General features: G+C 68.1%; 28 protein-coding genes and 1 pseudogene. 9 read left to right on the forward strand and 20 right to left on the reverse strand.

Annotated elements, in window-relative coordinates; translation table 11 throughout:
- The first annotated feature begins 85 nt into the window (after positions 1-85).
- Genes AC3WTD_RS14040 through AC3WTD_RS14055 form a run of 4 tightly spaced genes read left to right on the forward strand, consistent with a single transcriptional unit; the run spans position 86 to position 4,297 of the window.
- A complete protein-coding gene (locus AC3WTD_RS14040) occupies positions 86-661 on the forward strand; it encodes a cysteine dioxygenase (protein ID WP_027493373.1) in 576 nt (191 codons plus the stop codon).
- A 31-nt stretch (positions 662-692) separates the two neighbouring features.
- Positions 693-2,060 (forward strand): FAD/NAD(P)-binding protein, encoded by a 1,368-nt coding sequence (locus AC3WTD_RS14045; RefSeq protein WP_492614148.1) that lies wholly within the window; start codon positions 693-695, stop codon positions 2,058-2,060.
- Between the two features lie 51 nt (positions 2,061-2,111).
- Positions 2,112-3,506 (forward strand): cardiolipin synthase, encoded by a 1,395-nt coding sequence (gene cls / locus AC3WTD_RS14050; protein WP_492614163.1) that lies wholly within the window; start codon positions 2,112-2,114, stop codon positions 3,504-3,506.
- Between the two features lie 8 nt (positions 3,507-3,514).
- Positions 3,515-4,297 carry a carboxylesterase family protein gene (locus AC3WTD_RS14055; RefSeq protein ID WP_492614149.1) on the forward strand — a complete coding sequence of 261 codons (783 nt, stop codon included), beginning with the start codon at positions 3,515-3,517 and terminating at the stop codon, positions 4,295-4,297.
- Positions 4,298-4,304: 7 nt separating this feature from the next.
- Here the strand turns inward: AC3WTD_RS14055 and AC3WTD_RS14060 are convergent, their stop codons facing one another.
- Positions 4,305-4,739 (reverse strand): hypothetical protein, encoded by a 435-nt coding sequence (locus AC3WTD_RS14060; RefSeq protein ID WP_235642411.1) that lies wholly within the window; start codon positions 4,737-4,739, stop codon positions 4,305-4,307.
- Positions 4,740-4,798: 59 nt separating this feature from the next.
- On the opposite strand from AC3WTD_RS14060, the gene AC3WTD_RS14065 reads away from it, so the two are divergent.
- Positions 4,799-5,449 (forward strand): nicotinamidase, encoded by a 651-nt coding sequence (locus AC3WTD_RS14065; protein WP_492614150.1) that lies wholly within the window; start codon positions 4,799-4,801, stop codon positions 5,447-5,449.
- Between the two features lie 95 nt (positions 5,450-5,544).
- Here AC3WTD_RS14065 and AC3WTD_RS14070 read toward each other — a convergent pair whose 3' ends face one another.
- Both AC3WTD_RS14070 and AC3WTD_RS14075 read right to left on the reverse strand, forming a co-directional pair.
- Positions 5,545-5,733, reverse strand: a complete 189-nt coding sequence (locus AC3WTD_RS14070) for a CPXCG motif-containing cysteine-rich protein (protein ID WP_027493367.1) — start codon at positions 5,731-5,733, stop codon at positions 5,545-5,547.
- Positions 5,734-5,796: 63 nt separating this feature from the next.
- A complete protein-coding gene (locus AC3WTD_RS14075) occupies positions 5,797-6,255 on the reverse strand; it encodes a putative toxin-antitoxin system toxin component, PIN family (RefSeq protein WP_492614151.1) in 459 nt (152 codons plus the stop codon).
- Between the two features lie 68 nt (positions 6,256-6,323).
- On the opposite strand from AC3WTD_RS14075, the gene AC3WTD_RS14080 reads away from it, so the two are divergent.
- Complete coding sequence (locus tag AC3WTD_RS14080) at positions 6,324-6,578, forward strand: hypothetical protein (RefSeq protein WP_027493365.1); 255 nt, start codon at positions 6,324-6,326, stop codon at positions 6,576-6,578.
- A gap of 24 nt (positions 6,579-6,602) precedes the next feature.
- Here the strand turns inward: AC3WTD_RS14080 and AC3WTD_RS14085 are convergent, their stop codons facing one another.
- Genes AC3WTD_RS14085 through AC3WTD_RS14095 form a run of 3 tightly spaced genes read right to left on the reverse strand, consistent with a single transcriptional unit; the run spans position 6,603 to position 8,248 of the window.
- Positions 6,603-7,325, reverse strand: a complete 723-nt coding sequence (locus AC3WTD_RS14085) for an HAD family hydrolase (RefSeq protein WP_027493364.1) — start codon at positions 7,323-7,325, stop codon at positions 6,603-6,605.
- A gap of 25 nt (positions 7,326-7,350) precedes the next feature.
- Complete coding sequence (locus AC3WTD_RS14090; protein ID WP_027493363.1) at positions 7,351-7,872, reverse strand: DUF6630 family protein; 522 nt, start codon at positions 7,870-7,872, stop codon at positions 7,351-7,353.
- 1 nt (position 7,873) lies between these two features.
- Positions 7,874-8,248, reverse strand: a complete 375-nt coding sequence (locus AC3WTD_RS14095) for a YciI family protein (RefSeq protein WP_492614152.1) — start codon at positions 8,246-8,248, stop codon at positions 7,874-7,876.
- Between the two features lie 45 nt (positions 8,249-8,293).
- Between AC3WTD_RS14095 and tsaA the strand changes: the two genes are divergently transcribed.
- On the forward strand, positions 8,294-8,866 hold the full coding sequence (gene tsaA / locus AC3WTD_RS14100; protein ID WP_027493361.1) for a tRNA (N6-threonylcarbamoyladenosine(37)-N6)-methyltransferase TrmO: 573 nt from the start codon (positions 8,294-8,296) through the stop codon (positions 8,864-8,866).
- On the opposite strand, the gene AC3WTD_RS14105 is transcribed toward tsaA, so the two are convergent.
- From AC3WTD_RS14105 to AC3WTD_RS14115, 3 genes and pseudogenes are all read right to left on the reverse strand, one after another.
- Positions 8,861-9,106, reverse strand: coding sequence for a hypothetical protein (locus AC3WTD_RS14105; RefSeq protein ID WP_027493360.1), 246 nt, complete (start codon positions 9,104-9,106; stop codon positions 8,861-8,863). The genes tsaA and AC3WTD_RS14105 overlap by 6 nt on opposite strands.
- Before the next feature lie 560 nt (positions 9,107-9,666).
- Positions 9,667-10,383, reverse strand: coding sequence for a L,D-transpeptidase family protein (locus AC3WTD_RS14110; RefSeq protein WP_492614153.1), 717 nt, complete (start codon positions 10,381-10,383; stop codon positions 9,667-9,669).
- Between the two features lie 148 nt (positions 10,384-10,531).
- Positions 10,532-11,347 (reverse strand): annotated as a pseudogene (locus tag AC3WTD_RS14115) (L,D-transpeptidase scaffold domain-containing protein); the annotation flags it as partial.
- A gap of 144 nt (positions 11,348-11,491) precedes the next feature.
- On the opposite strand from AC3WTD_RS14115, the gene AC3WTD_RS14120 reads away from it, so the two are divergent.
- Positions 11,492-12,193 (forward strand): murein L,D-transpeptidase catalytic domain family protein, encoded by a 702-nt coding sequence (locus AC3WTD_RS14120; RefSeq protein WP_027493358.1) that lies wholly within the window; start codon positions 11,492-11,494, stop codon positions 12,191-12,193.
- A 36-nt stretch (positions 12,194-12,229) separates the two neighbouring features.
- On the opposite strand, the gene AC3WTD_RS14125 is transcribed toward AC3WTD_RS14120, so the two are convergent.
- Together AC3WTD_RS14125 and AC3WTD_RS14130 are read right to left on the reverse strand one after the other, a co-directional pair.
- Positions 12,230-12,610 (reverse strand): hypothetical protein, encoded by a 381-nt coding sequence (locus tag AC3WTD_RS14125; RefSeq protein WP_027493357.1) that lies wholly within the window; start codon positions 12,608-12,610, stop codon positions 12,230-12,232.
- Positions 12,611-12,973: 363 nt separating this feature from the next.
- On the reverse strand, positions 12,974-14,620 hold the full coding sequence (locus AC3WTD_RS14130) for a trehalase family glycosidase (protein ID WP_492614164.1): 1,647 nt from the start codon (positions 14,618-14,620) through the stop codon (positions 12,974-12,976).
- Between the two features lie 106 nt (positions 14,621-14,726).
- On the opposite strand from AC3WTD_RS14130, the gene AC3WTD_RS14135 reads away from it, so the two are divergent.
- Positions 14,727-15,578 (forward strand): endonuclease/exonuclease/phosphatase family protein, encoded by an 852-nt coding sequence (locus tag AC3WTD_RS14135; RefSeq protein WP_492614154.1) that lies wholly within the window; start codon positions 14,727-14,729, stop codon positions 15,576-15,578.
- Between the two features lie 59 nt (positions 15,579-15,637).
- Here the strand turns inward: AC3WTD_RS14135 and AC3WTD_RS14140 are convergent, their stop codons facing one another.
- The 9 genes from AC3WTD_RS14140 to AC3WTD_RS14180 all read right to left on the reverse strand — a co-directional run bounded on the left by AC3WTD_RS14140 (position 15,638) and on the right by AC3WTD_RS14180 (position 24,831).
- A complete protein-coding gene (locus tag AC3WTD_RS14140; protein ID WP_492614155.1) occupies positions 15,638-16,006 on the reverse strand; it encodes a YbaN family protein in 369 nt (122 codons plus the stop codon).
- A gap of 260 nt (positions 16,007-16,266) precedes the next feature.
- The gene (locus AC3WTD_RS14145) at positions 16,267-17,853 is read right to left on the reverse strand and encodes a hypothetical protein (RefSeq protein ID WP_492614156.1); all 1,587 of its coding nucleotides are present in this window, start codon (positions 17,851-17,853) and stop codon (positions 16,267-16,269) included.
- Between the two features lie 424 nt (positions 17,854-18,277).
- The gene (locus AC3WTD_RS14150) at positions 18,278-19,081 is read right to left on the reverse strand and encodes a lysozyme inhibitor LprI family protein (protein ID WP_492614157.1); all 804 of its coding nucleotides are present in this window, start codon (positions 19,079-19,081) and stop codon (positions 18,278-18,280) included.
- A gap of 160 nt (positions 19,082-19,241) precedes the next feature.
- The gene (locus AC3WTD_RS14155) at positions 19,242-21,434 is read right to left on the reverse strand and encodes a M3 family metallopeptidase (RefSeq protein ID WP_492614158.1); all 2,193 of its coding nucleotides are present in this window, start codon (positions 21,432-21,434) and stop codon (positions 19,242-19,244) included.
- 138 nt (positions 21,435-21,572) lie between these two features.
- A complete protein-coding gene (locus AC3WTD_RS14160) occupies positions 21,573-21,731 on the reverse strand; it encodes a hypothetical protein (RefSeq protein ID WP_185754677.1) in 159 nt (52 codons plus the stop codon).
- Positions 21,732-21,924: 193 nt separating this feature from the next.
- Complete coding sequence (locus tag AC3WTD_RS14165; protein WP_492614159.1) at positions 21,925-22,428, reverse strand: DUF2127 domain-containing protein; 504 nt, start codon at positions 22,426-22,428, stop codon at positions 21,925-21,927.
- A gap of 70 nt (positions 22,429-22,498) precedes the next feature.
- Complete coding sequence (locus AC3WTD_RS14170; protein WP_492614160.1) at positions 22,499-23,206, reverse strand: alpha/beta fold hydrolase; 708 nt, start codon at positions 23,204-23,206, stop codon at positions 22,499-22,501.
- 241 nt (positions 23,207-23,447) lie between these two features.
- Positions 23,448-23,900, reverse strand: a complete 453-nt coding sequence (locus tag AC3WTD_RS14175) for an Hsp20/alpha crystallin family protein (RefSeq protein ID WP_492614161.1) — start codon at positions 23,898-23,900, stop codon at positions 23,448-23,450.
- Between the two features lie 409 nt (positions 23,901-24,309).
- Positions 24,310-24,831: a GNAT family N-acetyltransferase gene (locus AC3WTD_RS14180; protein ID WP_492614162.1), complete on the reverse strand. Its 522-nt coding sequence runs from the start codon at positions 24,829-24,831 to the stop codon at positions 24,310-24,312.
- Positions 24,832-25,011 lie beyond the last annotated feature (180 nt).

The following is a 25,011-nucleotide window of genomic DNA, read 5'->3' on the forward strand; positions in this document are numbered from 1 at the left end:
GGTGCCGCCGAAACACTATTGGCTTACGCACCTTTAACGATATGCATGCTCCACTGGCACTTGTTCACCCTGCCAGGTTCAACGCATGGGCAAGTACCAGCATCTCCTGAAAATTCTGCGCGCGATCGCGCTCGAGCACACCGGCGTCGAACACCCCGATCTCGCCACCATGGCGCGCGAACTGGGTCGCGTGGTGCACCAGGATGCCTCGGCGCTGGCCACCCGGCTGGCCGACCTGCGGCGGCGCCGGCACGGTTTCGAACGCTGGCAGCTGGCCGAGCGCAACAAGCCGCCGGTCAGCGTGCTGGTGCTGGCCTGGCCGCCGAACCACGCCACGCCGGTGCACGACCACAGCGGCCGGTGGGGTCTGGAAATGTCCCTGGTGGGCGCGCTCGAGGTGCAGACGTACGACCGCGCCGATTCCGGCGAACTGAGCCTGTATGGCCGCCATTGGCTCGGCCCGGGCGACGGTTTCTGGTTCGAGAGCGACTGCGCGCAGGCCTACCGCTGCCGCAACCTGTCGCGGCACGACACCGCGCTTTCGCTGCACGTCTACGGCGGCGAGCTGGCCGGGCACGTCATCGGCACGCAGGCCGAACCCGCCGGCCGCTGGATGGCGCCGCCACGACGCAACGCCATCGCCGGCCGCCTGTCCGGCTGACCCGCCCGCCACCGCACGCACGGGGGAGTCCATGTTTCGACGGGTCGCCATCATCGGCGGCGGCGCCGCGGCCGCCACGCTGCTCAGCGAGCTGCTGGAGCGTGCGGCGGCGCAGCCGTTGCAGCTGGACTGGTTCACCGGCGGAGGCGCGCCGGCGCGCGGGGTGGCCTACGGCACCATGTCGGAGCGCCATCTGCTGAACGTGCGCGCGGCTTCGATGAGCATGTTCGCCGGCAGGCCGCGCGGCTTCCTGGATTTCGTGCAGCGCGACGACCCCGCCGTCGCCGGCACCGACTTCCTGCCGCGCCGCCGCTATGGCGACTACCTCGAGGCAGAGGTGGCGCGCGCGCTGCGGCATGGCAAGACGCGCGGGCACCACGTCAACATCATCCCGTTCGCGGTCGATGCGCTGGTGCCCGAGCGTGATGGCGTCACCGTGATCCACGGCGAAGAAAGCCATCGGGCCGACGCCGCCGTGCTGGCGCTGGGCGCGCTGCCGCCGCAGCCGCTGGCCGGGGTCGACGCCGCCGCGCTCGCCAGCGGTCGCTACGTGGTCGACCCGTGGCCGCTGCTGGCCGGTGCCGCCGAGCTGCAACCGCCGCCGCGCAAGGTCGTGCTGATCGGGCTGGGGCTGACCGCGGTCGACGTGCTGCTGGAACTGTCCATGCAGTGGCCGCAGGCCGAGTTCGTCGCGATCTCCCGCCACGGCAGCTTGCCGGCGGCGCACCTGCCCGCAGCCGCCGCCCCCAGCGGCGACGGCGCCGAGCTGGTCGAGGCGATGCGCGACGCGCCGGAGATCCGCCGCTGGATACGCCTGCTGCGCGAGGCGATCGCGCAGGAAGGCACCGAGTGGCGCAGCGTCGTCGACAGCATGCGCCCGCACCTGCCGGCACTGTGGGCCGAGCTGTCGCCGGAGCAACGCGCGCGCTTCATGCGCCACGCGCGCTGGGCATGGGAGCGCGTGCGCCACCGCATGCCGCCGCAGGTACGCGAGGCGATCGCTGCGCTCGAACGCGACGCCCGACTGCAACGCCAGTGCGGACGCGTGCACGCGGTGGAGCTCGCCGGCGATGCGCTGCAACTGACCGTGGGCCACGCCGGCGCGACCCACACGCTGGACGCCGAGCTGGTGATCCAGACCGTGGGCCTGGAAACCGATCTGCGCCGCTGCAACCACCGGCTGCTCAGCCAGCTGCTCACCAACGCGCATATCGCGCCCGACCCGCTCGGCCTCGGCGTGCAGGCCGACAGCGACGGCCACCTGCGGCACGGCGAGCGCTGCTGGCCGAACCTGTTCGCCATCGGCAGCCTGCTGCGCGGCACCTTGTGGGAATCCACCGCGATGCCGGAAATCCGCCAGCAGGCGCGCCACCTGGCCGACCAGCTGCTGGGCAGCTGAGCGCCTGTTCATGATCTCCACATGCCCGGCGTTGCCATCGAGTGGCCCGCGATGACCGCCAGCCTGCTCACCGCCTGCATCGCTGCGGCGCACCTGCTGGGCCTGTTCGCGGCGATGCATGCGGTGATGCACATGCGCACGCCGCAGGGCGCGGTTGGCTGGACGCTCGGCCTGCTGCTGCTGCCCTACGTGACCCTGCTGCCCTACCTGTACCTGGGCTCCAGCCGCTTCCTCGGCTACCGCGCCGGACACCGCGCGCCGGCGGCGCCCGCGCTGTCCACCACGGCCGACGCCGCGGCGCCGGTCGACCCGGGCTGCGAGCGCTACGCCGCGATCAGCGCGCTGCAGCGGCGGCCGTTCCGCAGCGGCCACCGGCTGCGCCTGCTGATCGACGGCACGGCCGCGTTCGAGGCCATGCTCGGCGCGATGGCCGGCGCCCGGCACAGCCTGCTGGTGCAGTTCTTCATCATCCACGACGACACGCTCGGCCGGCGCCTGCAGCAGGTGCTGCTGGAGCGCGCCGCCGCCGGCGTGCGCGTGTGCGTGCTGTTCGACGGCATCGGCAGCCACGCGCTGCCGCAGCAGTACGTCGAGACCCTGCGCGCCGGCGGCGTGGCGATCCACCGCTTCGCCACGCGCCGCTGGCGCAACCGCTTCCAGCTGAACTTTCGCAACCACCGCAAGATCCTGGTGGTGGACGGCACGCGCGGTTTCGTCGGCGGGCTCAACGCGGGCGACGAATACCTGGGCCTGAAGCCGCCGCTGGCGCCGTGGCGCGACACCCAGCTGGAACTCGCCGGGCCGGCGGTGGCCGACCTGCAGCAGCTGTTCGCCGACGACTGGCACTGGATCACCGGCACGGCGCTGCCGCTGTGCCCGGTGCCGCCTGCCGACGGCCACGCCAGCGCACTGGTGGTGGCCTGCGGCCCGGCCGACCCGCAGGAGACCGGCTCGCTGTTCTTCGCCGCCGCGATCAACGCAGCGCGCCAGCGCGTCTGGCTGAGCACACCGTACTTCGTGCCCGACCACGCGGTGCGCGCCGCGCTGCAGCTGGCCGTGCTGCGCGGAGTGGACGTGCGCGTGCTGATCCCCGCACGGCCGGATCACCGCACCGTGTTCCTCGCCTCCACCCTGCACGCCTACGCCGCCGTGCGCGCCGGCATCCGCGTGTTCCGCTACCAGCCCGGCTTCCTGCACCAGAAGGCGCTGCTGATCGACCGCGACACCGCCGCGATCGGCAGCCTGAACCTGGACAGCCGCTCGTTCCGGCTCAACTTCGAGGTCGCCGCGCTGGCGGTGGACCATGCCTTCGCCGCCGAGGTGGCGGCGATGTTCAACGCCGACTTCACCCGCGCCAAAGCGATCGACGAGCGCGAATACCGCGAGGCACCCTACCTGCACCGGGTGGCCATGCATGTGGCACGCTTGTTCGACCCCCTGCTGTAGGAACACTCATGCACCGACTCGTCCTGTTGCTCTGCCTGATGGCCACCGGCGTGGCCGCCCGCGCCGGCGAAGCGCCGCGCTTCGTGGAACGCTCGCTGCAGCTGCACGGCGTCAGCTACCGCTACCAGGTGTTCGTGCCGGAAGGCTGGACGGCCAAACGCGACTGGCCGGTGGTGCTGTTCCTGCACGGCAGCGGCGAGCGCGGCAGCGACAACCGCGCCCAGCTCAGCCAGGGCCTGCCGCACTGGCTGGTGCAGCACGGCGCGGATTTCCCGGCCGTGGTGGTGATCCCGCAGGCGCCTGACGGCAGCCAATGGAACGGTGCGATCGAGGCAATGGCGCTCAAGGCGCTCGACGACAGCCTCGGCGAATGGCACGGCGACCGCCGGCGGCTCTACCTCACCGGCCTGTCGATGGGCGGCTACGGTGCCTGGCAGATCGCGCTGGATCACCCCGGCATGTTCGCCGCCGCCGCGATCATCTGCGGCGGCATCCGTCACCCGAACGACAGCCTCGAGCTGCAGGTGGAGGGCATTCCCGCCGACGTCGGCGACCGCTACGCCTGGGTCGCCGCACGCATCGGCGCGCTGCCGACGTGGATCTTCAACGGCGCCGATGACGACGTGGTGCCGCCGGCGGAATCGCGCCGCATGGACGCCGCGCTGCAGGCGCGCGGCAGCGAGGTGCGCCACACCGAATTCCCGGGCGTCGGCCACGTCTCCTGGCCGCAGGCCTACGCCACCGCGTCGCTGTGGCCGTGGATGTTCGCGCACCGCCTGGCGGCGCGCTGAGGAACCGCTACCTGCGCCCGCCGAAGCGGCGACGCCAGTCGCCGCTGGCGACTACCCAGCCGAGGTAGATGCCGAGCGCCACGCCGAGCAATTCGCACAGCGCGCGCAGGCCCATGTGGTCCGGGTCGTGCACTTCGGCCAGCTTCACCTTCAGCAGCTGCAGCGACTGCAACCGGCCGTAATTGAAATAGAACAGGTTCCACAGATCGCCACCGGCGGTCAGCGCGGTCGCCAGCAGGAACGACCAGCCGATCTTCTGGCCCCAGCTCCAGCCGTTGCGCCGACCCAGCCAGTGGAACCCGAAAAACAGCAGCAGTCCCGCCGCCGCCGAGATCAGGCCGGCCTGGAGCCCGCCGACGATCCCGTAACCCATCCACGACTGGTCGTACTGCATCGCCTGCCCCTGATTCGTATTGCCGCCGCAGCGCGCATTATGGGTCATGCCGGCGCATCGCGGCGCGCGCGCTAGACTGGGCGGACCCTCCCTGCGCCTGCCACGCCATGAGCCAGCCCCTCTCACCCCATGCCGCGCTGATCGTGGTCGACGTGCAGCCGGACTTCATGCCCGGCGGCACGCTGGCCTGCCACGAGGGCGACGCGATCGTGCCGGGCCTCGACGCACTGCTGCGCGCGCGCCGCTTCCGTCACGTGGTGGCGACCCAGGACTGGCACCCGCGCGGACACGTCTCGTTCGCCAGCTCGCACCCGGGCCACGCGCCGTTCGAGCAGATCGCGCTGTACGGCCAGTCGCAGACACTGTGGCCGGACCATTGCGTGCAGGGGACGCCCGGCGCCGCATTGCATCCGGGCGTGGACTGGTCGGCGCTGGACGCGGTGATCCGCAAAGGCAGCGACGGCGCCGTGGATTCCTACAGCGGCTTTCGCGAGAACCACGGCCCGCACGGCGCGCGCCCCAGCACCGGGCTGGCCGGCTGGCTGCGCGAGCGCGGCGTGGACGAGGTGTTCGTGTGCGGTCTGGCGCGCAACGTATGCGTGCTGTGGACCGCGCAGGACGCGCAGGCACTGGGCTTGCGCGCCAGCGTGCTGTGGCACCTCAGCCGCCCGGTGACGCCGGCCAGCGACGAAACCACCCGCGCCGCGCTGCAGGCACAAGGCATCGGCATCGTCACGTCGGCGGCATTTACCGGATAACGGTGAGGAGCTGGAGGTCGCGGCTCCCTCCCCCTGCCATGCAGGGGAGGAGCAGAGAGCGCTGACTTCCTCGCCTGCCGTGCGAGGAGCCAACTTCAGGCTTCGTCCTCGCCAGTCGCGCGCACCTGCAGTTCACCGTCCGCGTCGATCTCCACGCTGAGCGTGATCGGCCGGCAGCAGACCTGGCAGTCCTCGATGTACAGCTGGCTGGGGATCGAGGCGTCGACCAGGATCCCGATCGGTTCGCCGCAGTAGGGGCAGTCGATGGTGTGCGGGGTGAGCATGGCGCATCTCGGCAAGCGGGTCTGCGAGTACACCATGGCACCGTACCGGCGACGCTGCGACGCTCAACGCTCGTACGGCGACCACGCCTGCGGCAGGCCGATCCAGAACAGCGCGTCGCGCGCGCAGCGCGGCGCCAGCTTCAGCAATTCGTTGTCCTTGCTGACCAGCCAGCGCGCACCCGAGGCCTGCGCCAGTTCCAGGAATTTCTGGTCGTCCGGATCGGCGCAACGCGGCAGCGGCAGCGCGGCCGGCGCCATGGCCTGCTTGTCGGGCAGGCAGCGCACCAGCACATCGAACGCCGCCTCGATCGCCGGCCGGGTGGCGTCGGTGACCGGCAACTGCGGGTAGTGCAGCACGCGCCGCCACTCGTCGCGGCAGTCTGCTCGCGTCACCGCCTCGATCGTCCCGCGCTGCATCGCCACGTGCAGCGCGGCGGATTGCGCGTCGTGGAACACGAACAGGTCCAGGCACACGTTGGTGTCCAGCACGATGCGCGGCACGGGCGGCTCGTCGGCGTTCATCGCGCCATGATGAGGCAAGCGGGCCACGCGATACACTGCACGCCCCACCCCAGCCGGAGCCGCCGCCGATGGCCGAGCGCGAGTTCAACGACTACCTGGCCCGCTCCGGCGCCACACTGGAAGGTTCGCGCTATGCGGCGTGGCTGGCGATCACCCCGCGCCGCCACGGTTTCCCGGTGTATTACGCGATCTGCGAGAACCGCAGCTTCCGCGACAAGAACATTGCCGAGGCCGCCGCCGCCAAGGCGCTGGCCGACATGCAGGGCCTGGAAGCGGACGGCACGCCGATCTTCCCGGACGACTACACCGGCTTCGACGACTAGCCGCGGCGGCGGACAAGGTTCGCCCTACGCGGCGGCGCTCGCCAGTTCGCGCAAGCGTTCCACCGCCGCCGGGATCGCCGCCGGCGCATCCACCGTGAGCATGCGCGGCTCGTCGGCGGCCAGGCCGTTCTCCAGCTCGTGCGCCCAGGTCACGTGGTACGGCAGGTGCACGCCCCAGCCGCCCAGCCGCAGTACCGGCTCGATGTCCGAGCGCAGCGAGTTGCCGACCATGGCGAACTGTGCCGGCTGCAGCGCGAACTCGCCCAGCACGCGGCGGTAGGTAACGGCGTTCTTCTCCGAGACGATCTCGATGCGGCGGAACAGGTCGGCCAGGCCGGACTCGGCCACCTTCTTCTCCTGGTGGAACAGGTCGCCCTTGGTGATCAGCACCACCTCGTACTTCCCCGCCACCGCCTCGACCGCCGCGCGGATACCCGGCAGCAGTTCCACCGGATGCTGCAGCACGGTCTTGCCCAGCTCGACCAGGCGATGGATGTCGGCCGCCGAGATACGACCATCGCTGACCGCGATCGCGGTCTCCACCATCGACAGTGCCATGCCCTTGGCACCGTAGCCGAACAGCTTGAGGTTGCGCTGTTCGGTGGCCAGCATGCTGTCATGCACGTGCTGGTCGCCGAGGTTCACGTAGCGCCCCATGATGGCGGCGAACGCCTCGCCGGCCTGGCGGTAGTAGCCCTCGCTGTGCCACAGCGTGTCGTCACCATCGAAGCCGATCAGTTGCAGCATGGCTGCCTCCCTCGTCTCGCGCGGCTCAGCCGAAATCGCTACCCAGGCGCAAATTGATGTGCAACGCCGCGGCCAGTTCGCGCATTGGTTCGTTGTCGCGGGTCAGGGTGATCCAGCCGGCGTACGAATCGTCGTCGGTTTCCCACGTCCACAAGGTGTAGCCGGATTCGGCCAGGCGATCGTAGGCGATGCCGAGCAGGCTGCCGGCATCGGCATCGTCGAAATAGTCGTCGTCGCCCGGGTCGCCGCCCCAGTCGATCGACAGGTTCCAGCGCGCGGCCAGTTCGTCCAGCGCCTGCACCAGCGAGCGCACGTCGTCCTCGGCGACCATGAAGCCCGAGCGCCAGTCGATCACCCGCGCGATCAGCGCCACCGGCTCGGCGTCGCCGTCTTCGGCGAGCGCCTCGCGGTATTCGCCGAACTGCTGCAGCGCGGTCTCCTCGTCGCCGGGATTGATCAGCAGCAGCAGCTGCCACACCTTCGCCTCGACCGAGTCGTCCTCGTCGTCGAAGTCGCGGTCATCCTCGAAATCGTCGTCGTCGCGCATGTCAGGCGCCAACCTGCCGCCGCACCGCATCCATGTCGCGGATCGGGCGAACCTCGATCGCACCGGTACGCGACCACGGGAAGGTCGAGGCGATGCGCACCGCCTCGTCCATGTCGGCAGCCTCGATCAGGTTGAAGCCGCCCAGGTATTCCTTGGTCTCGGCGTACGGGCCATCGACCACGCTGGTGGCGCCGTTGCGCACGCGCACGGTGCGCGCCGTCGCCGGCGCTTCCAGCTGTTGCGAGTCGTGCAGTTGCCCGTTCGCGCGCAAGGCGTCGGCCTTGGCGAAGCAACCGTGCATCAAGGTGTCGAACTCGCCTTCTGGCAGCGCGCCCAGCAAGGCGTCGTCGCAGTAGATCATCACGAGAAACTTCATGGCGTCCTCGGCGGGGATGCGGGGCGAAGGAGCGATAATGCCGCAATGAGCACCGCGCCCGATAGCTTGCACGCCCTGTCCTGCCATCCGATCGCCTTCGTGCGCTCGCCGTATGCGCAGCGTATCGACGCGCCGCACCAGCCCACCGTGGTGGCCGGCACCGAGACGGGGGCGGCGGCCGAAGCGGTGGTCGAGTTCGTGGCCGGCTTCCCCGCGGCGGCGTTCCGCGACCTCGCCGGCTTCGAGCGCATCTGGCTGCTGTTCGCCTTCCACCGCAGCGAGGGCTGGAAGGCCGAGGTGCGTCCGCCGCGCGGCGGCGGCAAGCGCAGCGTGCTGGCCACGCGCTCGCCGCACCGGCCCAATGCGATCGGGCTGTCCGCGGTGGAACTGGTGGCGGTGGAGGAAGGCGCGCTGCGCGTGCGCGGGGTGGACCTGCTCGATGGCACGCCGATCCTCGACATCAAGCCGTATGTGCCCTACGCGGACGCGTTCCCGCAGGCACGCGCGGGCTGGATCGACACCATCGACGCGGCGCAGGGCCGCCGCTCCGCGCCGGGGCCGCGCAAGCCGCGTTCGGCGCGGCCACGCGGCACGGACGACGACGTCAACGCATCATGAGCAGCTGCCGCAGCAGGTGCTGCCGCCGCTGACGTGGATCTGCCGCGGCTCGGACACGCGTGCGGCCTCATAGCCCGCCTCCTGCAGTGCGGTGATGACCTGGCCGGAGGTCAGCTGTGCCGATACGTCGATCTGTCCGGCGACGGCATCCGCGGTGACCTTCGCGGTGGCGTCATGGGCACGCAGGATGGCGGCGATGGCGCCGGTGGCGCCGGCAAGATCCTTCACTTGAAACAGCATCGGTACGGTCTCCAGGGTTGAGGGCGGCCTATCCGCCGGCGGCGATGGTGACCGGCGCCCCGCCCGGGCGCCCTGACCGGGATCAGGGCCATCCCAGTCGGTGAGACCCGCGCCCGGCATGCTGCGCGGGCCGGCGCGGAGCGCTCCGCCGCCGGCACCGGTGCATTGGCAGTGGATCGGTTCCAACCCTGGCCGCGCCAGTTCCGCACCTGGCGCGGCCTTTTTTTGCTTCATGGAGCGCCGCCTCGACTCGAAATGTCCACCCCCCTCGTCATTCCGGCGAAGGCCGGAATCGCACTTCAATCGTGAAGAGGTGCATCGTGTTGGCCATGACCTCTGGTTGGCGACTCACGCGTGATGGCTCTCTTTGTCGTTCAAGTGCGATTCCGGCCTTCGCCGGAATGACAGTGGGGGGATTGTCGGAGCCTCGACACTGTGGGCAGTGACCATGGAAAAGACCCCTCAGCGGGCCGCGGTGCGCGGCGAGCGCGCTTCTGAAAATATTCCGGACAGCAGGCGCAAGCCGGGATGACGAACAAAACCGGATTTTCGGGGCTCCCTCACGGCGGCGTCGCAACCACCGGCAGCCACGGCGACACGCGCGGGCGCTCCAGCGCGGCAAGCAGCGGCGGGTCGCGGTCGTACACATCGGGACGGAAGCCGACCCGGCCGTCCTCGCGCAGGTCCACCGTCCAGTACGCCAGCAGCAGGGTCACCGGCTTGCGCAACATCACGGTCTGCGTCTTCAGCGTGTCGATCGCGCCGTCGATGCTCGCGCGGTCCCAGCGCTGCTGATCATCCAGCAGCAGCTCGGCCAGCTCGCGTGGACGTTCCACCCGGATGCAGCCGGAGCTGAAGGTGCGCTGCTCGTTGGCGAACAGCTCCTGGTGCGGGGTGTCGTGCATGTATACCGCGTAGTCGTTCGGGAAGCGAATCACCAGCCTGCCCAGCGAATTGCCCGGGCCGGCGTCCTGGCGCAGCACGATGCCGCGCGGGTTGGCCCAGTCCACGCTGGAGGGCGACAGCTCGCGGCCCTGATTGTCCAGCACCCGGATGCGGTTGGCGGCAAGGTAGCCGCGGTTCTTGCGCACCTTCGGCAGGATGTCGTTCTTCAGGATGGTCGGCGGCACCGTCCAGGTCGGGTTGAGCGTGAGGTAGGTGATCTTCGACTTGAACACCGGCGTGCTGCGGTACGGCTTGCCCACCTGCACGCGCGAGCGCCACACCGGCTTGCCGTCCTTGTAGTAGGCGACCTGGTAGCCGGCGATGTCGACCACCACGAAATCGCCCTGCAGCTGGTACAGCAGCCAGCGCGCGCTCCAGGTTCACGCGCAGCTGGTCGATCCGCGCCGCGACCGGCACGTTCAGCGCCGCCAGGGTGGCCTTGCCCAGGTGGCCGTCGGGCGTCAGGTACTGTTCGCGCTGGAATTGTTTCAAGGCGGCCTCCAGCGTCGGGTCGTACAGGTCGTCCACGCCCGCACCCACCGCATAGCCAACCAACTGCAGCCGCTGGCGCAGTGCCGGCACGCGCGCATCGTGCGTGCCCGGCTTCAGCGTGGCGCCGTCCGCGATCGCGGGCCAGCCGCCCTGCGCCGCCACCTCGCGCAGCTTCGCCAGCGCAGTGCGCAGCTGGCCGTACAGCGGATGCTGCGGCCGCGCCCGCGCGAACAACTCGCCAACCGTACCTTGCGCCAGCGCATCGCGCACCGCCTTGAGGCCCCGTGCCTGGTCGAGCTGGCGCGGATCGAAGTTCCAGTGGGTGTCCAGCGTGGCCGGATCGACCTTGCCGCGATACAGATGCAGCAGCGTGCCAAGGCAGGCATCGGTGGCCAGCAGGTCGAACTGCGCGCGCTGCTGCGGCGTGGCGCGCGGGTCGACGAGCACGGCGCGCCCGCGCTGCAGCTCGTCCAGCGCATAGTCCTGCGGGTCGAGGCCGTCCGTGGCCACATCGCGCAGCGCGGCCAGCAGCTGGTCGAGGTCGTCCGGGCGCGTCCACGCCGGCGCGAAACGGTTTTGCTCGTAGAACACCGCCACCGCGCCGCCGGGCGTCCCGACGGCATCGGCGTCGGCATGCGCGCCGCGCCACTGTTCGACCCGCTCGCGGATCTGCTCGGCCACCGGGCTCAGCGGCTGCTCGCCCGCGGCCTGCCGGACGTCGGGCTGCTGCGCCTGCGCGGCCACTCCCAGCAGCAGGCCCAGCAGGATGATGACGCGAACGGCACGGGGGATTTTTGGCGGCACGGCACGATCCTGCGCAGGGGATGCCGCCTGTCATAGCACAGCTGCCGGTCGGCGCAAGCGCCGGCCGCGCGCGACGGGTTCTTAACGAGGGGCTGCTAGGATCGACCACCGCATGCCCGAGCCGATCCCAGCCCTGCCGTTTCGATGAGCCGATTTCCACGCCCCGCCGCCGTCCTGATGCTGCTTCTCGGCAGCGGTTTCGCCACGGCGCATGCCGCGGAACCGTCATTGCAGGACGCGCTCAGCAAGCTCGCGCCGCACGCGAACCCGAAGGTGATCGCGCTGGCGCTGGCCGCCACCGAATGCGCCACCGCGCAGGGCCAGCCGCCTACCGACCGGCTGGCGGTGATCGACTATTCGAAACCCTCCACCGAGCCGCGACTGTGGGTGTTCGACCTGGCCAAGCGCAAGCTGCTATACCACGAGCTGGTGGCGCACGGACGCAACACCGGCGAGAACCTGGCGACGGCCTTCTCGAACCGGCCGGAGAGCCTGCAATCGAGCCTGGGCCTGTTCCGCACGCTGGGCACCTATGACGGCCACAACGGTTACTCGCTGCGCATGGAAGGCCTCGAACCGGGCACCAACGACCATGCGCTGGAGCGCGCGCTGGTGATCCACGGCGCGGCCTACGTCAATTCGGCCATCGCCCGCCAGCAGGGTCGCATCGGCCGCAGCTACGGCTGCCCGGCGGTGCGCAACGCGATCGCGCGGCCGCTGATCGACGCGCTCAAGGGCGGCCAATACGTGTTCTCCTACTACCCCGATGCGCGCTGGCTGGGCAGCTCGCCCTACCTCAAGTGTGGCGTCGGGCGCGCCATGACCGCCAGACTCGCCGCCCCCTGAAGCCGCGCCGGCGGCATGCACGCCGACGCGGCGCCTTCAGCGCGTCGCCCCCAGCAGCCCCACGTGATAACCGGCCGCGCGCAGCCTGGCGGTCGCCTTCGCGTTCAGCACCAGCAGCACGATCAGGCTGATCAGCGGCACGAACATCAGCACGATCAGGATCACCCGCACCAGCATCGAATAGCCCAACCCCGAGCACAGGCGGAAGGTGCCGATCAGCCCCATCAGCGCCGCAGCCAATACCACCAGCACACCGACCGGACCGAGCCAGACCCGCGCGGCGGCGCCCGCGAAATAGGCGAGGATCGAATAGATGATCAGCTTCTGCGCGCTGGCCACCTGCCCGATGCCGGCGTCGCTCGCCGGCGGCGCCGCGATGTCGGCCTTCGGCGCCTCGTACGGATTGTAGGTGTTCATTCCCTTTCCCCTGTGGATGGACGACGCAAGGCGGTTGCCCGCCGCTACCGGCACGGCGACACGGGCGACGCATGCACGGCCGCGGCCCGATGGTCGAGCCGGTGGACTGCCGAAGCTGCGATGCGTATCCCCCTGTCCCCTGCCACGGCGATTATGCCCGAAGCCGCCGTGCCCACCGCCCCTTCAGGGAAGCGCTGATTTCGCTCGTCATCCAGCGAGGCGCCTTTCAACAGCCGGAGGCTGGTCAAGCTGGGATCCAGCGCCTCCAAACTGCTGAACGCAAGGGCGCTGGATGACCAGACCTTCGTCTGTTGAAAAGCGCTTCCTGCCTTCGCAGGAATGAAGAGCAAAATCAGGGCTTCCCTAGCGCTCGCCGGGGGACTCGCGCAACAGCGCCCGCATCTTCAGGTACACGCCGTTGCTCCAGCCGAAGCCGATCACGTTGGCGGTGTAGCCGGCGCTGATCTTCACGTCCGCGTTGCCGCTGGCCATGTTGTATTTCTCGCGGATGGTGCCGTCGTGGGCGAGGCTGCGGTCGATGGTGGCGGTGAATTCGCGCGCGATGCGGCGGGCGTCGTCGTGGAAGCCATAGGCGTCCAGCCCGGCCACCGCCAGCCAGTTGGTCGGCGCCCAGCCGAACGGCGCATCCCACTGCGCGCCGCTGGCGTGGTCGCTGGTCTGCAGGCCGCCCTTGCGCTCGAAGATGCCAAGTTTTCCGCGCAGCGATTCGGCCTGCGCCTGCGAAGCCGCGCCGGCCCACAGCGGATAGAAAGTGGCGACGAAGTGATAGTCGGACGGCTTGCCGCGCACGAAGTCGTAATCCATATACATGCCCTGGTCGGCACGCCACAGGTACTTGTCGATCGCCGCGCGCCGTGCCGCGGCGGCATCGTTCCAGCGTGCCGCATCCGCCGCGTTCCCCAGCTGCACGGCGAAGTCGTGCAGGTCGCGCTCGTAGCGGTACAGCAGGCTGTTCAGATCGACCGGCGCGTAGTGATGGGTGGAGCCGCTGAACGGACCCACGCGGAAGCTGGTGTCGAAACCCGACTCGCGCATCGCGCGGTCGCCGAGGTAGAAGTCGGCGCTCAGACGATAGCCTTGCGACCAGGCGCCGGCGCAGACCTTCGAAGCCTCGACGTCGCAGCTGGCGGTCTTCAGTCGCGCGGCTTCGGCCGCATCCGGATGCTCGGCGGCCTTGACCAGGTAGCCGGGATCCTCCGACGGGTGCGCGAGCAGCCAGTCGATCACGCCGCGCAGGTAGCTGCTGTCGCGCATCTCCAGCACCGGCGCGGCGCCGCCATAGTCGTAGTAGCGCGCCAGGCCAGTGTCGCCGGCCTGATGCTCCTTGCGCGTCCAGGTGGAGTAGTCGCGCACGGCGAGCGGATACGCGTGTTCGAGCCATGCATGCGCTTCGGCCTTGCTCTGGAAGCTGTCCGGGTCGTCCAGCACGGCACGGATCATCGAGCTCAGAAACGGCGGCTGCGAACGGCTGAGGTAATAGGTGCGGTTCGCGTTGAGCACCGCGCCGTAGTACTGCACCTCGAACAGCGCGTTCTCGACCATGTCGCGCGCCAGCGCCTCGCGGTGGTCGGCGACCAGGCCGAGCACGATGAAGTAGCTGTCCCAGCCGTACATCTCGTTGAAGAAGCCACCCGGCACCACGTACGGATGCGGCAGATAGAGCAGCCCCTGCTGCGGCAGCGAGGTCGACGCGATCTCGCCGAGCTGGTCGATCGCCCGCGGCAGCACGTGCACGTCGACGTTGCAGCGCTGTTTCACCGCGGCCAGACCCGGCGGTGTCGGCAGGTTCGCCGGCAGGTACAACACCGGCCGCGTGTCCACCTTGGGATCGCGCAGGGCCGAGCAGTCTTCCATCGAGCGTGTCAGCGTGGTCCACGCGTGGTCGATATAGGCCTCGGTCTTCTGCGCATCGGGCGCCTGCTTTGCGGGCGCCGCGGTGACGAAGACCAACGACGCGAGCAACAGGAAGATTCGGGACAGCGGTTTCATCGACATGATCTTGCGTCCGGGGAAGGGGCGTGGCCTGCATCATCACGCCGCTGGCACCGTTATGCTAGCGACGTCCTCCCGTGCCGATGCGTTCGAAGGAACCGCCATGCGCGTCATCCCGCTGCTGCTCGCCGTGGTCATGCTGTCGCTCCCGTTGCCGCCGGCCTCGGCGCAGACGCTGCGCGTGATGAGCTTCAACGTGCGCCTGCCCAGCCCCGACGACGGCGCCAACCGCTGGGAGCTGCGCCGCGACCTGATGGTGCGCACCATCCGCGAACAGGCGCCCGACCTGATCGGCACGCAGGAGCTGTACAAGCTGCAGGGTGACTATCTGGTCAGCAAGCTCACGCACTACGCCTGGTTCGGACGCGGCCGCCGCGGCGGCGACGGCGACGAGCACATGGGCGTGCTTTACCGCACCGACCGGCTCAAGCTGGTGGAGTCCGGCGACTACTGGCTGTCCGACACGCCGGACGTGCCCGGCAGCATCAGCTGGGGCCATCCGTTCCCGCGCATGGTGACCTGGGCGATCTTCGAGCTGAAGGCCGGCAGCCAGCGCTTCTACTACACCAACACACACTTCCCCTACCGCGACCAGGACGAACCGGCACGCACCCGCGCGGCGCAGGAAATCCTTCATCGCCTCGAAGCCGTGCCCGCGAACCTGCCGATCGTGCTGACCGGCGACTTCAACACCACGCCGGCCAGCCCTGCCCATGCACTGCTCACCGGGCTGCTGCAGGACGCAAGGCTTGTTGCCGACACCCACAGCGGCCCGGAAGCCACCTTCCACGATTTCACCGGCACGCCGGACCGGCGCATCGACTGGATCCTCTACCGCGGCCTGCACGCCACGGCACTGCGCACGATCACCACGCACCAGGACGGGCACTATCCGTCCGATCATTTTCCGGTAGTCGCCGAACTGCACTGGCCGCAGCACGGCCCGGCGCACTGAGTCGCCGCTTCAGCCGACCGTCGTCATCGCAGCGCGCGGCCACGCCGGACGCTGCATGCTCACGCGCCGTCGCGCGTTTCCCGCAGGCGCAGGATGAACACGATCACCGGCACCGCCGCACCCGCCAGCGCCCACGGCAGCCAGGCGTGATCGTGCAGCAGCCAGATCGACGTGGTCATCGACAACACGATCAGCGCGACCGCGCTGAACTTGGCGCGCCGCGGGATCGTGCGATCACGCTCCCAGCGCGCGATCGCCGGCCCCAGCCGCGGCCGTGCCAGCAGCCAGCGGTGCCAGCGCGGCGAAGCACGCGACCAGCAGGCGGCGGTCAGCAGCAGGAACGGCACCGTCGGCAGCAAGGGCAGCACCGTACCGACCACGCCCAGCACCAGCGACACCGCGCCAAGCGCGAACAACAGCCAGCGCATGAGGCGAGCGCGGCGTGGTTCCGGGGCGGCGGGGTCGGACATGGACAGGAAGCGGGCTCGCTAACAGGCGCCGATCGACTCTAGCGCATGCCGACAGAATTGCTCAGCGGACCTCAGCAGATCCTGGCCCACAAGCCGCCGTGCGGATTATTCGAGTTCGGCGGCTGTTACCGACCGAAGCCACCGTTGATATCTACACTGGATGCCTGTGAAACCGGCAATACTCCAAATTGAGCGCCCTCGGTTTCTCGGCGAACCCGTCACTCCTCGTGGACATAGCCCCCGTAGATCAGACCAGCTCGACGCATTAGGTCTTGGTTAGTTCCTGGCCCGAGGTCGACCAAGCGAATCCCTCGTACTTTGCGAGATGCGGAATATTGGCTGAGATCGAGCATATACGCTTCAAACAGTCGGCCTTGAGATTGCGTTTTTAGAGTGACGCGTGACTTTACGGGATGAACCAATCGTAGATCCACGAGTTGATTGATGGCGTCCCTTCGCGGACCTTCAAGCTTCTGGTCGACAAGAAATACATTGCTCTTAGCATCGTTTAGGCAGAAATCCCTGAGGTGGGCAAACGCTGCCTCTAGATAGTCGCTCTCATCTGCCGTGTCACGTTTCAGTTCGGCTTGTTTCGACGGAAAGTAGTCACCCGTGCCGTTATTGACATCTTCGGTGCCGACATGGCTCCGGCGGGCATCATCGCTGAGCCGATTCCTTGCTTTAGAGATAGCTTTCGAAAGAATGCCCACGAAGTCTCGGGCCACGCCGCCAGATGCGATAATTAGTCGTTCAATCGAGGACTTTTTGATGATGTCAGAGGTTCGCAACCCCGCCTCTTTGGTCAGGTCGTCGAGAACGCTATGCAGGAATTTACGTAGTGTTTCGAACTCTTCTAGAGAAACATCAAGGTTAATCTCTTTTACGTCGTCGTTCTCTTTCATTCCGATTGGAGGATCGCCGTGTACATACCACACGCTGCGATGCTTGATCGTCCCGATCTTTAACCAAACATTACTTCCCTTTGCGATGCGATGAAAGTAGTCAATGACCTTCGGCTGGTCGACCTTTCGAATGTGATACAGATCGTCGAGGATCAAGAACGAGGGACCGTCCGATAATTTGGATAGCTTCTGGAAGAGATCCCGGTACTGCATTATGTGTTGGTGAAGGTATTCCACCTTCTGGTGCACATAGGTCGAAGTGGTTTCAGTGGCCATCGATGTTTTTTCGGCTGATGAGGCAGTTGCGCCGCCCCCAAGTCCATGTATGTCGACTCCAAACGATCCACCGACCGTGTTGGCGACCTCGCCACCCTGCGACTTCTTCTGCCGCACCTGCACCGCGTCCGCCTCATGCAGTTGGTTTTCTAAGTCTGTGATCAAACCGCCCAACTCCCTTCGGACGTCGGCAGTTGCGACTTTGTTGAACGCTGGGCGCTTCGGAGCGGCGCCGAAAAGTTTGTCCCAGAACTTGACCTTACTGGCGGGCGTCGTGGCGGCCTCGTCCAGCCAAGTAGCGAATGCTTTAAGCGTGCTTACGAGAACGCTTATCAGAACATCCGGGTAGGTATGCCCCTTGAATGTTTCAAGATCAACAAAGGCTACCGGTCGCCTATTAACAGTGAGGTCCGCGGCCGTCTTGCGTAGAAGACTTGATTTGCCCGAGCCGCGACGCCCGAACACGATATGGTGCTGCTTGGAGGTTGCGCGAGCCAAAACGCCAGCTGCTGGTTCAACGAATCGTTGTGCGCCGGAAGGCGTCGCACGCATCACTTCCTCGCATAGGACGAGCAGGTTGTCGACAGCATCGCTATCAAGCTGTGTTGCAACTATCTTCGTAGCCATCCATGAATCCTTCGGAGTGTTTGGGCGGTCGCTTTAATCGTCGTTTCCACTTGCGGGAGTTTGTGTCGCGGCTTCTTCACGCTATGGTGCTCTGTGCGCCTCGTGCAGAACCAAACTTACGCCAAGCATCCAAGCTTTAAAGCTGAGATTCGGCACTAGCCCGGCCCCTAGTTGGTAGCCATCCTTCGTGCAGCAGTACCCAACCCGTCAATCCAGCTTACGCCTAATGGAGCCACTTATCTCCAATATTGAAAGTCGATTCTGGCCGGTAGCGGCCCTCCGCTACAAAATCAGCAGCTCCGTCAGCTGACCATTCCAGATCGGTGACGACGATCAGTCCGTTCCGGTTCCGCAACCAATGCATCCTGGCACTCGCGCATCAGCGCGTGCCGACACGACAGAACGTGCTGCCCCTTGTCGCAACCTACTGCTGCATCAACTGCTCGACGCGCTCGCGCATGGCCCGGCCGAGGCAATCGGCATTCGCGCCGCAGGCGTCGCGGCTCCTGAGCCATTCGATTTGCACCTGTTTTACCGCGCCGGCATCGTCGCCGGCCAGGTTCAGCGCGCGGCGCCAGGCTGCGGCGATGCTGCGGTCGTAGCCGGCGAGCGTGGGCGAGGTGCAGATCGTCCGTTCGACGGTAGAGTGCGCCTTGCTGCAGGCGAACGAGGCGCGGATCGGCGCACCCGGTTCGCGCCGCTGCAGCAGCAGCACGTAGCCGCCGTTGTCGTAGTTGGTCAGCAGTTGCCCGGACGGCAGCCGCACCAGCCAGGCGCCGTTCCACGGCGAGTTGTCGGGCGTGCAGCGGATCTGCACCGGCGTGACCACCGCATCCGGCAGGTCGAGGCCAAAGTCGTGCAGGGTCGGTGCGGTGGGCGTGTCGAAGCGTGCAGGGCGCGGGAAACGCTGGCCGATGAAATCCTGCAACCTGCCCGGCGCGAGGTCCGACAGCGCCGGCTGCATGCAGGCGCGCGAGTCGTCGTCGAGCGCGATGCCCGCCGCGCCGATCTCCAGGCGGCGGCCGAGCAGCCGCGGGTCATCGGGGAACCAGGCCCAGCGCGGCTGGTCCCGCCGGTCCACGGCGACTTGTACCACTTCCCACGTGCCCTGCAGCTGCGACGGCGAGACCGCTCCCGTGGCGGCGCCGGCAACGAAGCACGCGCCCAGCAGCAGCCAGCGCCAGCACGGCAAGGCACGCAAACGACGAAGCAGCGGGGTGAAGGGCATCGTGCGTTTCCGGCGAAGACCTGGCGGCGGGCAACCGGCGCTGATGCTTGCGCCTGGATGGAGTCTACGGGAATCGGCACCTGCTCCTGTGCCTGGCATCACGCAAAAAAAACCGCCCGGGTCGCTCCAGGCGGTTTCGTTCCCAGCAGGCGCTACCGGCTCAGTCGAGCGCACCATCCAGCCCGCGCCGCTTCAGCAGCGGCTCGATCTTCGGCTCCTGCCCGGTGAAGTCGCGGAACAGCTGCAGCGCGTCCTTGCTGCCGCCGCGCGACAGCAGCGTCGCGCGGAAGCGGTCGCCGTTGGCGCGGGTGAGGCCGCCGTTGGCCTTGATCCAGTCCACCGTGTTCGCGTCCAGTACCTCCGACCAGATGTAGGCGTAGTAGCCGGCCGCGTAGCCGCCCATGATGTGGCTGAAGTACGGCGTGCGGTAGCGCGGCGGCACCGGCGCGTAGTCGGTGCCGTTGGCCTTCAGCGCGGCGGCCTCGAACGCCATCACGCCGTTCGCTTCGGGGATCCTGTCCGCGCCGAGCTGGTGCCAGCTCTGGTCGAGCATCGCCGAGCCGAGGTACTCGGTGGTGGCGAAGCCCTGGTTGAACTTCGAGGTGGCCAGCACCTTGTCCAGCAGCGCCTTCGGCATCGGCGCGCCGGTCTGGTAGTGCTTCGCGTAGTTGGCCAGCACGCTCGGCCAGTCGGACCACATCTCGTTGACCTGCGACGGGAACTCCACGAAGTCGCGCGGCACGCTGGTGCCGCTGAAGTACGGGTACTGCACGTTCGAGAACATGCCGTGCAGCGCATGGCCGAACTCGTGGAACATCGTGGTCACCTCGTCCCAGGTCAGCAGGGTCGGGCCGCTGGCCGGTTTGGTGATGTTGAGGTGGTTGGCCACCACCGGCAGGTTGCCGGTGAGGCCGGACTGCTGCACGTAGGCGTTCATCCACGCGCCGCCGCGCTTGGACGGCCGCGCGTACATGTCGACCAGGAAGATCGCCAGCTGGCTGCCGTCGGCGTTGTACACGTCGTAGACCAGCACGTCGGGGTTGTAGACCGGCAGGTCGGTGCGCTGCTTGAAGCTGAGCCCGTAGAGCTGGCCGGCGGCGTAGAACACGCCGTTCTCCAGCACGTTCTTCATCTCGAAGTACGGCTTGAGCTGGCTCTCGTCGAAGTCGTACTTCGCGGCGCGCACCTTCTCGGTGTAGTAGGCCCAGTCCCATGGTTCGAGCGCGAACGTCGGCTCGCCCTTCGCCGCCTGCTCCTTGTCGATCATCGCCTGGATCGCCGCGCCCTCGCGCTTCGCGTTCGCCACCGCCGGCGGCGCCAGGCGGGTCAGCATGGCGTTGACCGCCTCGGGCGTTTTCGCCGTCTCGTCGGCCAGCACGTAGGCGGCCCAGGTGGGATAGCCGAGCATGTTCGCCTTCTCGGCGCGCAGCTTCAGCACCTGCGACACGATCGCGGTGTTGTCGTACTGGTTGCCGCGGCTGCCGCGCGCGACCGACGCCTCGTGCAGGCGCTGGCGCAAGGCACGGTTCTGCAGCTGCGCTTCCGGCGGCTGGCCGGTGGTGTTGAGCAGCGCGATCAGGTATTTGCCGTCCAGGCCCTTCGCCTTCGCGGCGGCCGCGGCGGCGCCGATCTGCTCGTCGGTGAGGCCGGCCAGCTCTTCCCTGGTGTCGACCACCACCGCGGAATCGTTCACCTCGGCCAGCACGTTCTGGCTGAACGCGGTGCCCAGCTTCGCCAGCTCGCCGTTGATCTCCTTCAGGTGCGTCTTGTCGGCGTCGGACAGGTTGGCGCCGGCGCGCACGAAGTTGGTGTGGTAGCGCTCGATCAGGCGCACGCCCTCGGCATCCAGGCCCAGGCTGTCGCGCGTGTCGTACAGCTGCTGGATGCGCGCGAACAGCTGCGGGTTCAACGAAATCGCGTCGCGGTGCGCCGCCAGCTTCGGTGCGTACTGGGCCTGCAGCGCCTTGCGCGCATCGTTGATGTCCACCCCGACCAGGCTGAAGAACACGGTCGAGGTGCGAGTGAGGGTCCGCCCGGATTTCTCCAGCGCGACGATGGTGTTGTCGAACGTGGGCACCTCGGCGTTGCCGGCGATCGCCTGCACTTCCTTGAGCTGCTCGGCCATGCCGCGGTCGAAGGCGGGGGCGAAGTCGCTGTCCCTGATCTTGTCGAACGGCGGGTAGTGCAGCGGCAGCGGGCTCTCGCGGAACAGCGGATCGTCGGCATCGACGGCCAGCGTATCGGTCTGCGCCGGCGACGCGGCGGACTCGCTCTTGTCGCTGCCGGCGTCGGTGCAGGCGGCCATGGAGCCGGACAGGGCAATGGCCAGGGCCAGCGCGATGGGATGCTTCATCGGTACGGATCTCGTCGTGGGCTAAACCCCTGATCCTACCCAACACTCGCCGCTTTCATGCATGACTAAAGGCATGGTGTGCGGCGATTTGCCCTCGCCACCGCCTGCACAGGACGGCGTGCCGGCGCGTCCACCCCTTCAGCCGGCCAAGGCGACCGGAACCACCACCGCTGCATGAGCCGCGCCAGCCAGCTGCACCGCAGCCGGGGTGGCCGTCAGCATGGCGCCCATGACCAGCGCGCAGACGGCGAAGCAGACGACGAACAGGCCGGCCAGGATGTGGGATTCGAATTTCATGATGTGTCTCCGCGTGGATGAATGTTCCCTGTGATGCGGAGGGAGCAATCACCGTGCCAACCCACCATGAAGCGCGCAAAGCCTTGCGCCGCCTGACTTGGACACACTCGCGCCCGGTGTCGGCGGGCTGTCCGCGGACAGCCGCCGCCGCACGCCCGGACAGCCGGACAGCCCCGACGGCGAAGCGCGCCGGTCAGCCCGCCGCGTGCGACTTGCCGACGGCATGCCGCAGCCGGCGGTACTCCACCACGGTGAGCGCGATGATCAGCAGGTCGAACAGGGTCAGCGCCACGAACCCGAACGAGGGACCGGCCACCGCCATGTGGTAGATCTGGTACGCGGCAAACGCCCCGGTCAGCCAGATCAGGCCCGGGTAAGCCCACAGCCTGCCGCGCAGGATCTCCACGATCACCACCAGTTTCGCCACACCGTGGGACAGCAGGTAGGCCGCCGCGAACAGCACCGAGCCCTGGTCGAACTGCGCGGCCCAGTGCAGCACGTGCGTCGCGATGAAGTCAGTGGGGTCCTGGTTCAACTCCGGCGCAACCAGCGCGCCGATCCAGGCCTGCAGCCGCAGCGGACCGATCAGCAGCAGCCACAGCCCACCCACGACCTCGGCGATACCGTCGAGCCCCTTCAGCGCGAGGCCGACGGCGAAGGCCTTGTCGGACAGCGTTCGAACGCGCAAGCCGGTCATCGTCGTGCTCCCTGGTGGAGGTTCTGGAGGTCCGCGCCGCCCAACCGGCAGCGTCACCGGCGCCGACAGCTTACGCCGTCAGCCAGTCGCGCATCGCCCGGGTCACCGTCGCGGGTTGCTCCATCGGACTCATGTGGCCGCTGTCCTCCACCACCACCAGCCGCGCCTGCGGCATCAGCGCCGCCATCGCCTCATGCAGCGCGGGCGGCGTGAGCACGTCCAGCCGGCCGCACAGCACCATGACCGGACACGTCAGGCTGCGCAACACCGCCTCGCCGTCCTCCCGCCGCATCGCGTTCTGGCGGATGAACACCTCGCGGCCCTGGCGCAAGGTCATCGCGTTGATTCGCTGCGCCAGCGCCGCATCGTGCAGCCGCGGCGGCGCCACGAAGCCCGGCAGCAGCTGTTCGGTCATGCCGCGGAATTTCCCGGGCAGGCTGACCGTGCGGTTGGCCGCCAGCCGCTGCGCGATGCGCTCGGGCGTATCGGCGTGGAACGAGGTATCGAGCAGCGCCAGCCGCGCAATGCGCGGCGGCGCCTGGCGCGCGATCTCCTGCGCCACGTAGCCGCCGAACGAGAAGCCGGCCAGCGCGAAGCGCGGCGGCGCCGCGGCCAGCACTTGCCGCGCCAGCGCGGCGATGCTGTCGGCGTGGCCGAGGTCGGCCACCGTGCACTCGGCGAGGTCGGCCAGTCCGGTCAGCTGGTCGCGCCACAGGTCCTCATCACACAGGAATCCCGGAAGCAGCCACAGCGGCTGCCGATGGTCGACCATGATCATGTCCGCCGGTCAAAAGGAAGACATTATCGGCCACCCCTGGTGGATGAAGCCGTTCTTCGTCTTGCCGGTGACCGTGCTCACGGCCCGAACCCGCTGGCGCGACGATCCTCGCCGTCACCGCGACAGGGCGGGTTGTCCGGCCACACGCGGCATGCGGCCGTGCCGCCGCCCCCGGGCAACGCATCGGCATGCCGACCGTTGCCCGGGCCGCGCAGCGGCGCCGTGCAACGGCCCGGCCGGCTCAGCTGACCTTGACCTTGTGCGTGCTGCCGTTCGCCTTCTTCGGCAGGCTCAAGGTGAGTACGCCGTTGTCGTAACGAGCGTCCGCCTTGCTGTCGTCGATGTCGCTGGGCAGGGTGAAGGCGCGATAGACGCTGCCGTAGTAGCGCTCGGTGTACAGGTCCCTCCGGCTATCCCCTTTCTTCGTGGTCTCGCGTTTCACTTCGGCGCTGATCGCGACCTGGTTGCCATCGATCGAGATCTGGATGTCGTCCTTGCTGGCGCCGGGCATCTCGGCCTTGACCAGAAACGACTTGTCGTCCTCGGAGACGTCCAGGCGCATGTCCGGCGCCGCCGCCTCCAGTTCGCGCCAGGGCGCGCGCGGACGCAGGCCGCGAAACATGTCCTCGAAGGTGACCAGCGGATCGAAACCGGTCACCGCCTTGACGGGATTCCAGCGTGCAATGCTTGACATGGGCTGATTCCTCGACGCACAAAACGCCCGCTTCAGCCCCCTCACGGAAGCCGGGCCAACCCGCTTCACGCGCACGACCAGTGCGCATGAAGCGGCACCGCTCTTGAGCGTACTCCTCGTCAAGCCGGCAGTATTGATCATCGTCAACTCGAACCCTGCCGCCGTGCGGCACGACGGCGGCCACGCGAACCCGTTCGGCTTCACCTTGCGCATACATCGCCGAGGAACGGCGAAGGTCTTGCCCGCAAACCGGTGGGCGGCTTGCTGCCGCACCGGAGCCCGGGCCCGTGGAGCACGGGCTCGTCATGACGGCGACAGCGATCGGGAGCTACTCCCCTTCGGCGGCGATGCCAGCACGGGCCATGCCGCGCCACGTTACCCGCGCCTGCCGTCGGCGCAGGCGCGGCCATCAGCCGGCGGCGATGGCCGCCAGCGGCGTGTCGCCAGCGACGTCGAGCGCCTGCAGCGAGACGGCCTTGCGGCCATCGTGCAGCGATTGCCGCCCGACCTCGCGAAAACCCAAGCTGGCGTGGAAGCGCGCGGACACGGGGTTGGGCGGCTCGACGTCGAACTCGCAGGCGAGCAGCGGCACCGCATCGCACGCCGCCTGCGCGTACAGCTCGCGGTACAGCGCCCTGCCGGCGCCGCGTGCTTGCGCGTCGCCGGCCACCACCATGCGGTCCACGTACAGGAAACGCGGATAGCGCTGTGCGAACCAGCGGTAGTTCGGACTGTCGTAGTCCGCGCCCTCGCGCAAGGCGAGCAGGAACGCCTCGACCCGCCCCGCCCGCTCGATCACCCGGTGCAGCGCCGCCTGCGCATGCAGTCGCGCCAGCCGCGCGTGGTCGAGCGGACTCAGCACCGCCACGAACGCCGCGTTGAGGGCGAGGATGGCGGGAAAATCGGCGGCAACAGCGTTGCGCAATGTCATCGTGAAGAGGTGCTCGGCGCGAGGAAATCATGGAGTCCGGCAGTACCCAGGCCCTTGAAAGCACAACCACGGGATTTTCGCTTGAGCAGCCTTCGGCCGTCTAATACCAACTTGCGTTCAATAAACTAGATATACTCTTACCATCGCCTGGAAGGGAGATGGCAAGTGAAGACACTGATC

The organism is Rhodanobacter sp. FW106-PBR-R2A-1-15 (assembly GCF_058789735.1).